The sequence below is a fragment of the Aggregatibacter aphrophilus ATCC 33389 genome, from assembly GCF_900636915.1.
Lineage (GTDB): Bacteria > Pseudomonadota > Gammaproteobacteria > Enterobacterales > Pasteurellaceae > Aggregatibacter > Aggregatibacter aphrophilus.
In genome coordinates this window covers 358,840-370,934 of record NZ_LR134327.1, presented here as the reverse complement: position 1 = coordinate 370,934, position 12,095 = coordinate 358,840, and the positions used below count along the sequence as shown (strand labels likewise).

Genomic DNA, 12,095 nt, shown 5'->3' with positions numbered 1-12,095 from the left:
TTTATGGAGCATGAACATTCTTTACTTGATGAAGTAGAGCATATAAAAAAAAGTACGCAAGCATTGATCGATAAAAAGAAAATGCTAGATCACTGTTATTCTATAAAAGGAAAACCACAAACAGAATTTACTAAAGATGAAAAAATTTACAAGGGTATAAAATACGCACTTCATACAATCGATAAATATTTTACAGTTCCATTAGAAAATACTTTATTAGCTGAGTTAGAAACCGTAAATGAAGAAAAAATTGAAGAATTAAAGAAACTAAAAACCAATTTAAAAAGGCTGGTAAAAATTAGAAAGTATATATTGCAATTAGCGGATAGCTATAAATATCGAACAACATTAACAGCTAAAAGAATTAGAGCAAAGAGAAAAACAATAGAAGATCCGAGTAAGCAAAAAGCGATTGAAGAAGCCGTTACAATGTGGAAACGTACCCCCAGATTATCGCTTGATGATATAGCTGAACATATACGAAAAGAGGGCATATCAGAAAAGTCTCACGCTCAAATAAAAAGATGGATAGCTCAATATAACCCCAAAAGAAAAAATAAAACTTAATCATTTAAAGCCGTCAGTAATTTACTGACGGCTTTTTTGTTTCTTTAACGGTTAAAGAGATGAATTAACTGTTAAAGAAATTGATTGACAGTTGGCGTCATTTCCACCCTAAAAACCCTCCTCCATAATCCACTCCGACACAACGAAGCCCTAAGCGGCTTTAACCATTCCAACCAGTACGGAGTAAAACATAATGAATCAATCAGATCGCATTATCCGCCGCCTTGACACTATGAAAATGCTAGGCGTAAGCAAATCCACCTTTGCCGATTGGCAAAACCCTAAATCGAAACGTTACCGCCCGGACTTTCCAAAGAAAATTCAATTAGGGGTTAATTCAGTCGGTTACTTGGAAAGCGAAATTAACTCTTACATTGCCAAGCTGGCAGAAGCGAGAGCATAGGAGGGCGTTAATGATTATTTCCACCACCAGCACAGGCGAACAACGCCGATTCACCATTGAACGACTGAGAGAGCGCCCGCACAGCACTAACGAACTACGCCAAATGGGCGTGTACTCCCCGCCGGCACGTATTAAGGAATTGCGCAATCAAGGTTATTTGATTGATACGTTCTTTCGTGATGAAACCGACAACACCGGCTTAATTCACCGTGTAGGTGTTTATGTTTTACATGAAAACGCAGTAAGCCAAAAACGCAATGAGACGAGCATAGAGGGATTTTAACTATGAATAATACACAATCATTAACCTAGCCCCCAAAATGCAACACAGTGACGCTATGGAGCATTTACGCAATTATTGAGCGTATGTATGAAATGGCTGATTTATCACTTGATGGAAAAATAACACAAACCCGAATTGATGAGACCGGGCAAAAGGTACAAATTCCGTTCACGCACAAAGACGCTTTAGAGTTTATTTGCGACCAAGCCACTTATGCCCTGATGGAAATAGACCTACTGAAAGGACAGCTTGAAATGCTAATTAGCAATCAAGAAGACAAAGGCGAATCGGTCGATTTGTCGGTGGTGGACTAAAGAGAGTTTTGCGACCAGTACGCGCGCGAGGAAGTTCAGGCTATTTTCCCCGCTCTCTGCCACTTGGATCATGGTTTGCGACCAGTACGCGCGCGAGGAAGTTCAGGATAGGTGCATATTGCACAAAAGCAATTAAGGGGAATTTAAAACGATGGGATATGGCCGCGAAATACGAAACCAATTTGCGAAAACCTACGCCCGAATGGGCAATGCAACGCACGCTTTGCGAATGGTATTAGGGGAAGGGCGTGCCGGCAGAATGAAACCGCACACACTACGGGCAAAAGCCAGCGAGTTACTGAACCATTATCGAGTAGCGGAACAAATTGAGCAGGAAAAGGCAGAAATGCAACAGCGTGGGGAAACCTTGCCACATTACCGCTTGAGAACATGGCGGGCGGATTTATTAAGCGGTGAGCCTTATCAACCGCCTGAACCGCCTCCGCACCCTTTTGCGATTCCGCGAGGAATGAAAGGGCTATTTAAGGGAATGGCGAGATTAAAAAGATCCGCTACTAAAACATCACCTTTTTAAAACTGAAAGGATAAGTATTTAATGAAATGCGCAATCGCCAAACATAACCCGCTCATTTTACTTCAAGCGGTTAAACATTATCAGAAATCGGCTCAAATCTTCACTTTTCCGAGCCTGTATGACGATTTTGAGCCTTATCCAATAAAAGAGGTGGTGGATGTATTAAAGCTCAAGGTAAGCGATTTAGAGTGCGCTATAGACGCTCACCTGTTGAATGAATCACTAAAAACCAGCTTTTACACGACCAAGAAACATTTAGAGCGCATGGAAAAGCGACTAAAGGAGATGACACCATGAAAACCGAAATTATAAACCTATTACAAACCACACAAGCCCTTGATGGTGGAAATCAAGGCATTAATGCACGCGATGTTCACCGACTTTTGAAAGTGGGGCGGGATTATTCAAAATGGATTAAAGCGCGAATTAATCAAGCGGGCTTTATTGAAAATCAAGATTTTGCCATTGTTCAAAGTTTAGTCGTTGATTTGCCAAAATTGGCAAGCAAAGAAAGTGATTGTTTTTTGCACGACAAAATGGGCGAGCAAAAAGAAACCCGAGGAGGACACAATAGGGTTGATTATATCGTTACCCTTGATATGGCAAAGCACCTTTGCTTAATGGAGAAGAACGAAATCGGCAGAGCGGTTAGACAGCACTTTATTGACGCAGAAAGACAGTTAAGACAGGTTGCGCCAACGGTTTATAAAAACACGCTTGCCAAAACACAGGCACGGTTGGCGGCAATCGACCATAACCGAGAAATGACGGACGCAATCAAGGCAACATTACAGCGCACTAATAAAGCCCCTAAAGCGTTTTATTACTCAAGGGAACAGGAAATGCTGGATAGTCTTGTTCTAGGTGAAAACGTGCGCCGGTGGAAGAAACAACAAGGCATTATTGGCAATGTGCGCGACAGATTCACCACAGAACAACTAAACACCCTGAAAACCTTGCAGGCCACCAACACCGCGCTAATTAATTTAGGCATGAACTACTACGAGCGCAAAGGACGATTGATAACACTGGCAGAACGGGAACGCCACCATTCATAAACAAAAATGCCTATGCTTTCTTCAAGAATGGGCATAGGCAAGATTAAATATAAATTGAACAGGTTTATTATATGACGGGTTACGCAGAAAGAAAAGGCAGAAGCGGTAAACGTAGCGAACTGAAAAAAAGTATTAATGACAGTACATTCACTGCCTTACGGCATGATGTAATCAATAGCCCTAGCTTCTTAGGCTTAAGCAATTCCGCAAAAGTGGCTTTTTTACACTTATTGGCAAAATATAACCGTAAGAATAACGGGGATTTATCCGCGCCACAAAGCCGATCTAAGCAAGAATTTAACTTATCCGCCCCTAGTCTAAGAACCAGACTAAAAGAGCTTGAACAGAACGGCTTTATTGAAACCACCCGACAAGGTGGCAAGAATCAATGCTCACTTTATGCCTTAACGTGCTTTCCGCTAAATGATGTAAACAAGGCGGGAATATTTATCAAAGCGACAGAAAGACCGAGCGATAAATGGAAAAAGTCATTTTAGCTTTTGGCCCGAATTTTTTTGCGAAAGACCAAATTATATTTATCGTTCATTTTTTGAATAATTTTACAGATAAAAAACACAATAAAAAAACATAGCCTATGGCTATAATATATAAAGGTAGTAAAAATTTTACCCAATGAGAGTACTAAAAATACGCTGACTTAGTAAAATTTTTACTCAACTCAACATAAAAATGATTAAAAAATGCGCAAGGTATGTAAAATTTTTTCCTAAGTTAGGTAAATTTTTTACTATCAAAAAATCGAAATTACCCTCAAAAACCGCTTTACAACCCCCCATATTTTTGCCAATATATTCACGCAGTCGCAAAAAACGATTGCCAGCCGTGAGAAGCTGAATATTAAGTTATTGGCGAACGATAGCACGCCACAGAACCGTGCTTTTTTTGTTCGTAACATTCGCACACCTCAAGAATTTGCGGATTTTGTTTTATCTAATCTAAAAATTCATTCAATGGTAGAGCGTAATAGGCCGTCTTTGACGGGCTGTTTTCCAATAACGACAGTTTCTCACCCTGTTACGTTCTACCGCCCGACCGTGAGAAGTCTAGCGGTAGATTCTAAAAATCAGTTATTGGAATCTACGCAAATGTATCAATTCATTTTTGCGGCTATTCGCCGTACCGATCTAACCAATCAGATTCAAAAAATCCGTATCACTGCTGACACTGAACGAGCCGCACGCGCCCAATTCGCCCGTGATTTTGTTCTTGTGCTTGCCGGCAAAATCAATCTTCAAAACACCGTGAAAAACGACCGCACTTTTGCGGCAATCTCTCGTGATTCTATGGAGGTGGCTCATGCTTAGTTATGGCGCTATTCAAATGGCATTAAATGACGTAGTTGCTCGTGATGATATTGATGAAATGGAGCTTATAAAGTTACGTTCAGAAAGCGAAACGCTTTGCGAAACTATCGAGTTCGGACTAATGGAATTAGGCGATATGATAAGCCGTTTAGGGCATTTTGCTGATTCTAAGCAGGATTTTGATAATCAAGCGATGAGCAATGACAATGTAAAACATATTGGAGCATTAATTCAGGCTAACGCATATTTTCTAAACACATTGCGCAATGTATCAACAGAAGCCACCTATCACCTTAACAGTGGAAATAAGGGGGCGAAATGATGAGTAACACTAAATTTCCTTACGCCCTTGTTTTTACCTATGACAACGACGATCAATTCACAGCAGGGCAATATTGTTCACTTAGAGACGCACTACAAGCCAAAATCAGGGCGAAAGCTGAGATTGGCGAAACAGATATTACCGGCAGACGTTTAGAAACTATCACCGTTTTAACGGAGGGTGGAAATGAAACCAACTAATCCAATGGCAAAGCTTGAGCAATGGAAGAAAAACAACGAGCAAGAAAAAATAAATCAGTTTGTGAATGAAATGAACCAAACCCAAATTGGTGCGGTTAAAAATTGCGAAACCGATCGCCAGTTTGCGAAAGCGCAGAAAGCAAATTTGCATTCTGATCAAAAAACGCAACAGGAAGCGCAAAGCGGAGAGAAACGCAAATACCAAGGGAAACTATCATTCAACCCATTAGCCTTTGAATATGCCCAGCTTTCGCGCCAATTTAAGCTAATTCATGATAGCAATAGGAAATGTCTTGAGGTTTACCCAGACGACTTCCACCACAAACTAAAAATGCGTGAGGAATGCGTTGATTTAGTAGAGCGGTTGAAAGGTGGTGGAACGTTATTTAACGAATTAGCGAAAGCTGCCGATTTAACAAAAGAACAGACCGCACTTTTGAAGGCATTTAATCAGGTGAGCGGCTATCTAATCCATAAGTTTTCGGAAGTGGTAGAGCAGATTGACCGGCTCAGTATTGAGCGCGTTGAAAGGCAAAAAACGACGGATAGCAAAGTGGATTAATCCACCGGTTACACCGATGTAAAAAGGCTTGATGTAGTGCATTGAGCCTTTTTTATTGAATTTCGCGACCAGTACGCGCGCGCGAGGAAAGGAGCATTGAACAAAATGTTTACTTCATACCCTTAAAGCGTATAATAAGCAACAAATAACATTTAGCCTATTTATCGTGAAACTATCGTTTATTGAATTGCCGCCCTTTGAGCGTTACAGAAAAGCGTATTTGTCCGATGATGAATATAGGGCTTTCCAGAATGAGCTATTAGAAAACCCCGAAAAGGGAGACGTGATACAGAACACGGGCGGATTGAGAAAAATTAGAATCGCTGACAGTGAGAGAAACAAAGGTAAACGTGGTGGCGCACGAGTGATTTATTACTATCTCATACGTAAATCACGGATATTACTCGTTACTGCTTACAGTAAAAACAGATGCGAAGATTTAACCACAGAGCAATATAAAATTTTAGCTAAACTGGTGAAAGAGATAGAGGAGCTAGAGCAATGAGTGAATTATTTGATGAGCTTATAGAGGGGCTAAATGCCTATAAAGACTTTACACAGGGGAAAATAACGCTAAGAGTAGAGACGCGTGAACGAATTGAACCTGCAAGCATTACGGCAGAGGAAGTGAAAGCAATTAGAGAGAAATTAAACCTTTCTCAAGCTGTCTTTGCGCAGAAGTTACGAACCAGTGTAAGAACCTATCAAGGCTGGGAGCAAGGCAAAACCAAACCTAGCGCGCACGCCTCTTTATTGTTGCGCATGGTGGATAAAGCCCCGCAAACCTTTGAGCTTATCGCAGGGATATAAGAAAAATCAACGCCATTAATCATAGAACGCCTACTTTAGGCGTTTTTTATTGAGTTTTTTGACCAGTACGCGCGCGCGGGAAATTACTGCAGGTTTTAGGCCTTAAAACCGCCCATCCCACTCAATTACCACCACCGCAAAATTAAGATTTTATGATGACAGATAAAACCGGACTTGTTTACCTTTGAGTAAAGGTACTCCTAGATGGGCTAGGACTTCCACGGGGTAACGGGTGCGCGGAGACTGCCAATTTTTCACATTTCTAACCATCATCATCTTCTGGTTAAATCGCTTTTTTATAATTCCCGAAAACCTCTTTTTTATAGCGTTCAGAAACCTCCCGATTACCGCCATTTTTATAGGCACTTTAGATTTTAGTTATACGTTTAGTTATACGGAGTAAAAACCAAATTGCACAGATCTAGCAATAACAAGGCTTACAAGCAACAATTCAGATAACCCCAGCGCAAGAGGGTTACTCGGTATTTGTTATCGCTTAAAAGGGTTTAAACAGAAGAAAGATAAATGAGTTAGTGCTCATTTTACCTCTCAAAAGAGGGGAAGGGTAAATAGTAATTACTGCAATAATTATTATATTTCAGCGAAACTAAAAGGACTGAGTCCAACATATATCGAAATCAGTCCTATAATTAGTAGTCTAACTTTTAGAATTAGATTATTTTTTGAATTATGGTTAAACCTGAGGTTTACGCCAGTCATCAGAACCAGAGGTGCCTGCAATGGTGTGATCCCAGTTAATTTTACGATAGCTCATACTCACTTCTAATAGTTGAGTATAAGGTGCGTTGCTAGGATCTTGTGCATTTGGCATTACTAAATTCATATCTACGATTACTGCGTCTTCTAATACAGTAGAGAAGAACTGTTCTTGACGACCATCAATAGAAGTACGATACCAAGTAACTTCAACTTTAGGCAACATTTCACCTGACGCTAATGCGTTGTACATTAAAGGAACTGCTTTATTTAATGAGCAAGTGAATTTAAATGCTTGGTGTACACGTTGTCCAGACGGTTGACCAGATTGTGGGTCTGTTGGAACTGTAACGATATGGCTTACAGCTTGTGCCATAATTTCGTCTTCATGACCTTCTACATAAACATTACCGACAGAATCTTCGGTAAAAGCACCTGCAGTGATTTTTCCTTGGTTACTACCTTCGATTGAAATAAACGCTGGTGTAGGCATAGAATTCTCCTAAATTAGCTTTAAAGATTAAGTTTGTCTTAAATCAGACGGATGTAACTATATCAAATTAAATATTATTTAGCAGCAATTTTTCTTATGGGGGCTCAAAAAAATCATCAAAAATAAAAGTTATTTCACTTTAGAATAATATTCTTACATAGGAAAATAGACTTGGATTAATGTCGTTAAAACTTATTTTGACAGAGGTAATATCTATGTGCTGTTGTGATTTTTCTATACATAAAGAATAAGTGTAATGATTGAAATCTATCGGATAAGTTTCACAGTATGACTGATGAGATAGTTAGTATTCTATTGGGTATTTACCTATATTAAATCGAGCTTTGTTGTTCCTTAAATATATTATGTGGTTCTTATATGAGAGAATAAGCTTGTGAAGAAAATCAACAACACTCTATTATTCATTCAATTTCTATTTATTTTGTTCCAACTGATATTCAAATTTTATTAATACATTTTAGGATGTTTGGAGCTATCAAATGGGATTTATAAGACCAATTATTCTATTACTTTATTCTTGATAGCATTGTGTAAAAAAAAACTATGGTTTCATAGATATATTGCAATCTCTCTGCGTTTTTTGGGAATAAGCTATAGATTTAGCTACTATTTGTGATTTTTCTTTGCGTAAATGTAGGCGTAGAAACTGATGTTTACCAATACCGGTAACCAGGTAAAGCGTGGTAGAAAGACAACCCTACAAGTTGATGACTTAGGTTATGGAGACAGGTGATCTTGCAAATCTTTGTGTAATTTTAATATGAAACTGGAAAATTAGCTGCTATAATCCTGCGTTCGAAAAAGGATCCCTGTTTTTTAAAGTTACATAATGGATAAATTTTTATGGCATTAGAAATTGAGAAAAAGAAAAATGCACCTGAGCCTTTAGAAGGAAAGTCTAAGGGGTTAAACATTTTTTTATGGCTGTTGACTGTTGTGATTATTGCGGCAACAGCTTTCGGTAATATTTATTTCCAAGACCAATATTCTACCCCGATTCGTGTTGTTGCCATTGTTGTTTTGCTACTGATTTCTTTAGGTGTAGCAGCAATGACTAATCAAGGTCGAAAAGCCCTTGGTTTCTTTAAAGATTCCCGTACAGAACTGAGAAAAATCGTATGGCCAACCCGTCCGGAAGCAACTCAAACAACCTTTATGGTTGTTGGTGTGACAGTGTTTGTGTCGTTGATTCTTTGGGGATTGGATTCAATCATTGTACGTATTATTACCTTTTTAACCGACTGGAGATTCTAAAATGACAGACACCGCAAATAAAAAACGTTGGTACGTGTTGCAGGCTTTCTCCGGTTTTGAAGCCCGTGTGGCAACAACTTTACGCGAATATATTAAGCTTCATCAAATGGAAGAACAATTTGGCGAGGTGCTTGTACCGACCGAAGAGGTGGTTGAAAATGTAGCCGGTAAGCGTCGTAAAAGTGAACGTAAATATTTCCCGGGCTATGTGTTAGTACAAATGGAAATGAATGACGATACCTGGCATTTGGTTCGTAGCGTGCCACGTGTGATGGGCTTTATTGGTGGTACACCGGATAAACCGGCGCCAATTAGTAACCGTGAAGCAGATATTATTTTGAATCGTTTGGAACAAAACAGCGACAAACCAAAACCAAGAACAACGTTCCAACCGGGCGAAGAAGTGCGCGTAACCGAGGGGCCGTTTATAGATTTCAACGGTACAGTAGAGGAAATCGATTACGAAAAAGGCCGCCTGAAAGTGTCTGTTTCTATTTTTGGTCGTGCTACACCGGTTGAACTTGAGTTCGGCCAAGTGGAAAAGAATAGCTAGTTAAAACGTTTAAAATTTTGACCGCACTTTAAATGAAATATGATAAAGTGCGGTGACTTTCTCAAGTATTTTTACTTGAAAAACTGGTTGACTTTGATTAGAATGCAACCCTTTTTATCAACAGGGGAGCTAGTAGTAGCGTTATTACCCACTTAGAGGAAACTTAAAAATGGCAAAAAAAGTCCAAGCCTATGTTAAGCTGCAAGTTGCAGCTGGTATGGCAAACCCATCACCACCAGTTGGTCCGGCATTAGGTCAACAAGGTGTGAACATCATGGAATTCTGTAAAGCATTCAACGCTCGTACTGAGAGCTTAGAAAAAGGTTTGCCGATTCCGGTTGTTATCACAGTATACGCAGACCGTTCATTTACATTTGTTACTAAAACTCCACCGGCAGCAGTTTTATTGAAAAAAGCAGCAGGTATCAAATCAGGTTCCGGTAAACCGAACAAGGATAAAGTGGGTAAAGTAACTTTAGATCAAGTTCGTCAAATCGCTGAAACCAAAGCAGCGGATATGACTGGTGCAACTATTGAAACTAAGATGAAATCAATTGCTGGTACTGCTCGCTCAATGGGCTTAGTGGTGGAGGAATAATACGATGGCTAAATTGACTAAAAAAATGAAAGCAATCAAAGCTGGCGTAGATTCTACTAAAGCATACGAAATCAACGAAGCAATTGCTGTATTGAAACAATTTGCAACGGCTAAATTCGTTGAAAGTGTTGATGTCGCAGTAAACTTGGGTATCGACCCTCGTAAATCTGACCAAAACGTACGTGGTGCAACTGTATTACCACACGGTACTGGTCGCGAAGTTCGCGTAGCTGTGTTCACCCAAGGTGCAAACGCAGAAGCAGCTAAAGAAGCTGGTGCTGATTTAGTAGGTATGGAAGATTTAGCTGAGCAAATCAAAAAAGGCGAAATGAACTTTGACGTTGTTATCGCTTCTCCTGATGCAATGCGTGTTGTTGGTCAATTAGGTCAAGTATTAGGCCCACGTGGTTTAATGCCAAACCCGAAAGTGGGTACTGTCACACCAAACGTTGCTGAAGCAGTGAAAAATGCTAAATCCGGTCAGATTCGTTATCGTAACGATAAAAACGGTATCATCCACACTACTATCGGTAAAGCAAACTTCTCTGAAGTACAATTGAAAGAAAACCTTCAAGCGTTGTTAGCGGCTTTAACTAAAGCGAAACCTGCAACATCTAAAGGTATCTTCATTAAGAAAGTAAGTCTTTCTACTACAATGGGTGCCGGTGTAGCTGTTGATCAAGCTTCACTATAATCCGTAGAAATACGATGAAATATGACCGCACTTTTATAAGTGCGGTTATTTTTTGCGGCATTTCTCGTTGTTGAATTGGTGACTTTTTTATCATCAGGCATTTACAAATGTTATTTAGACCGTTATAATTTGCGTCCTTTTTAGGCCGTAGTTTATTTGCGGTTTAGCATTTCTGGTTGGTGTTTGACCTCATTCAAGCCCCGTCCAAGACCGTAGGGGAGCAATCTTAATCATCCTACGTAGATGGTGAACAGAATAAGAATTTTCTTGCTTCTGTGCACCGAATTCGTCCTAATAGTCGTTTTATTAGGTATTTAAATTCCGAGCAATCGGAGTGTATTCAGGAGCTAACAGCCAATGGCATTAAATCTTCAAGACAAACAAGCAATTGTTGCCGAAGTAAATGAAGCAGCCAAAGGTGCCCTTTCTGCTGTGATCGCGGATTCCCGTGGTGTGACAGTAGACAAAATGACCGAATTGCGTAAATCAGCACGCGAAGCCGGTGTTTCTATGCGCGTTGTTCGTAATACTTTATTACGTCGTGCGGTAGAAGGCACTGAATTCGAATGTTTGAAAGACACATTTACCGGTCCAACACTTATCGCATTCTCTACTGAACATCCAGGTGCTGCAGCACGTTTGTTCAAAGAATTCGCGAAAGCAAACGATAAGTTTGAACTTAAAGGTGCAGCCTTTGAAGGTAAGATCCAAGATGTTGAATTCTTAGCAACATTACCGACTTACGACGAAGCAATTGCACGTTTAATGGGCACAATGAAAGAAGCTGCGGCAGGCAAACTTGTTCGCACTTTTGCGGCATTACGCGACAAATTACAAGAAGCGGCTTAATCAAGCGTTTCTTCATCCAATTAACTTTATTTACTTTAGGAATTGATTGTTATGTCATTAACTAACGAACAAATCATTGAAGCGATTGCTTCTAAATCTGTAACTGAAATCGTTGAATTAATCACAGCGATGGAAGAAAAATTCGGTGTTTCCGCAGCAGCAGCAGTAGCAGCAGCTCCAGCAGGTGGTGCAGCAGCAGCGGCAGAAGAAAAAACTGAATTCGACGTAGTTCTTGCTGAAGCTGGTGCTAACAAAGTAGCAGTAATCAAAGCAGTACGTGGTGCAACCGGTTTAGGCTTGAAAGAAGCTAAAGACTTAGTTGAATCTGCACCGGCTGTATTGAAAGAAGGCGTTGCTAAAGCAGAAGCAGAAGCGCTTAAGAAAGAATTAGAAGAAGCCGGCGCGAAAGTAGAAATCAAATAATTTTGATTCTATTTCGTCCTGTTTCTCAGGCTAAATGGCTGGTGGGTGACCATCAGCCATTTTGTGCTATCAAAAACAGAAGTAAATTTGCCGTTTGATTACTTTTGTTTCCTC

General features: G+C 39.9%; 21 protein-coding genes. 20 read left to right on the top strand and 1 reads right to left on the bottom strand.

Translation table 11 applies throughout. The features are described 5' to 3' along the window. Positions 1-3: 3 nt before the first annotated feature. From EL144_RS02020 to EL144_RS01955, 14 genes are all read left to right on the top strand, one after another. Positions 4-567, top strand: coding sequence for a hypothetical protein (locus EL144_RS02020; RefSeq protein ID WP_005703572.1), 564 nt, complete (start codon positions 4-6; stop codon positions 565-567). A gap of 193 nt (positions 568-760) precedes the next feature. Then, on the top strand, positions 761-970 hold the full coding sequence (locus tag EL144_RS02015; protein ID WP_005594653.1) for a helix-turn-helix transcriptional regulator: 210 nt from the start codon (positions 761-763) through the stop codon (positions 968-970). A gap of 10 nt (positions 971-980) precedes the next feature. Then, positions 981-1,253 (top strand): helix-turn-helix domain-containing protein, encoded by a 273-nt coding sequence (locus tag EL144_RS02010; protein WP_005703571.1) that lies wholly within the window; start codon positions 981-983, stop codon positions 1,251-1,253. 92 nt (positions 1,254-1,345) lie between these two features. Then, on the top strand, positions 1,346-1,567 hold the full coding sequence (locus tag EL144_RS02005; RefSeq protein ID WP_232010639.1) for a hypothetical protein: 222 nt from the start codon (positions 1,346-1,348) through the stop codon (positions 1,565-1,567). Positions 1,568-1,718: 151 nt separating this feature from the next. Next, the gene (locus EL144_RS02000) at positions 1,719-2,102 is read left to right on the top strand and encodes a hypothetical protein (RefSeq protein ID WP_005594660.1); all 384 of its coding nucleotides are present in this window, start codon (positions 1,719-1,721) and stop codon (positions 2,100-2,102) included. Between the two features lie 21 nt (positions 2,103-2,123). Then, entirely contained in the window at positions 2,124-2,399 is a 276-nt protein-coding gene (locus EL144_RS01995) for a hypothetical protein (protein WP_005703568.1), read from the top strand. Next, a complete protein-coding gene (locus EL144_RS01990; protein WP_005703567.1) occupies positions 2,396-3,160 on the top strand; it encodes a phage antirepressor Ant in 765 nt (254 codons plus the stop codon). Before EL144_RS01995 ends, EL144_RS01990 begins: the two co-directional genes overlap by 4 nt. A gap of 71 nt (positions 3,161-3,231) precedes the next feature. Continuing rightward, positions 3,232-3,657 (top strand): winged helix-turn-helix domain-containing protein, encoded by a 426-nt coding sequence (locus EL144_RS01985; protein ID WP_005703566.1) that lies wholly within the window; start codon positions 3,232-3,234, stop codon positions 3,655-3,657. A gap of 609 nt (positions 3,658-4,266) precedes the next feature. Further along, the gene (locus EL144_RS11465) at positions 4,267-4,485 is read left to right on the top strand and encodes a host cell division inhibitor Icd-like protein (RefSeq protein WP_050332736.1); all 219 of its coding nucleotides are present in this window, start codon (positions 4,267-4,269) and stop codon (positions 4,483-4,485) included. Next, the gene (locus tag EL144_RS01975) at positions 4,478-4,807 is read left to right on the top strand and encodes a hypothetical protein (protein ID WP_005703564.1); all 330 of its coding nucleotides are present in this window, start codon (positions 4,478-4,480) and stop codon (positions 4,805-4,807) included. The genes EL144_RS11465 and EL144_RS01975 overlap by 8 nt, the downstream gene beginning before the upstream one ends. Further along, positions 4,807-5,007, top strand: coding sequence for a hypothetical protein (locus tag EL144_RS01970; protein ID WP_005703563.1), 201 nt, complete (start codon positions 4,807-4,809; stop codon positions 5,005-5,007). The genes EL144_RS01975 and EL144_RS01970 overlap by 1 nt, the downstream gene beginning before the upstream one ends. Next, positions 4,994-5,569, top strand: coding sequence for a hypothetical protein (locus EL144_RS01965; RefSeq protein WP_005703562.1), 576 nt, complete (start codon positions 4,994-4,996; stop codon positions 5,567-5,569). The genes EL144_RS01970 and EL144_RS01965 overlap by 14 nt, the downstream gene beginning before the upstream one ends. 166 nt (positions 5,570-5,735) lie before the next feature. Then, a complete protein-coding gene (locus tag EL144_RS01960) occupies positions 5,736-6,074 on the top strand; it encodes a type II toxin-antitoxin system RelE/ParE family toxin (protein ID WP_032995054.1) in 339 nt (112 codons plus the stop codon). After that, positions 6,071-6,379, top strand: coding sequence for a helix-turn-helix domain-containing protein (locus EL144_RS01955; protein ID WP_005640244.1), 309 nt, complete (start codon positions 6,071-6,073; stop codon positions 6,377-6,379). Before EL144_RS01960 ends, EL144_RS01955 begins: the two co-directional genes overlap by 4 nt. 694 nt (positions 6,380-7,073) lie before the next feature. Here EL144_RS01955 and EL144_RS01950 read toward each other — a convergent pair. Further along, a complete protein-coding gene (locus tag EL144_RS01950; protein WP_005702040.1) occupies positions 7,074-7,589 on the bottom strand; it encodes an Hcp family type VI secretion system effector in 516 nt (171 codons plus the stop codon). An 864-nt stretch (positions 7,590-8,453) separates the two neighbouring features. Between EL144_RS01950 and secE the strand changes: the two genes are divergently transcribed. From secE to rplL, 6 genes are all read left to right on the top strand, one after another. Beyond that, positions 8,454-8,864 carry a preprotein translocase subunit SecE gene (gene secE, locus EL144_RS01945; RefSeq protein WP_005702041.1) on the top strand — a complete coding sequence of 137 codons (411 nt, stop codon included), beginning with the start codon at positions 8,454-8,456 and terminating at the stop codon, positions 8,862-8,864. A 1-nt stretch (position 8,865) separates the two neighbouring features. After that, a complete protein-coding gene (gene nusG / locus EL144_RS01940) occupies positions 8,866-9,417 on the top strand; it encodes a transcription termination/antitermination protein NusG (RefSeq protein ID WP_005702043.1) in 552 nt (183 codons plus the stop codon). Positions 9,418-9,586: 169 nt separating this feature from the next. After that, on the top strand, positions 9,587-10,015 hold the full coding sequence (gene rplK / locus EL144_RS01935; RefSeq protein WP_005630840.1) for a 50S ribosomal protein L11: 429 nt from the start codon (positions 9,587-9,589) through the stop codon (positions 10,013-10,015). A gap of 4 nt (positions 10,016-10,019) precedes the next feature. After that, complete coding sequence (gene rplA, locus EL144_RS01930; RefSeq protein WP_005703561.1) at positions 10,020-10,709, top strand: 50S ribosomal protein L1; 690 nt, start codon at positions 10,020-10,022, stop codon at positions 10,707-10,709. 357 nt (positions 10,710-11,066) lie between these two features. After that, positions 11,067-11,558, top strand: a complete 492-nt coding sequence (rplJ, locus tag EL144_RS01925) for a 50S ribosomal protein L10 (RefSeq protein ID WP_005703558.1) — start codon at positions 11,067-11,069, stop codon at positions 11,556-11,558. A 51-nt stretch (positions 11,559-11,609) separates the two neighbouring features. Beyond that, positions 11,610-11,981, top strand: coding sequence for a 50S ribosomal protein L7/L12 (rplL, locus tag EL144_RS01920; protein ID WP_005703557.1), 372 nt, complete (start codon positions 11,610-11,612; stop codon positions 11,979-11,981). Positions 11,982-12,095 lie beyond the last annotated feature (114 nt).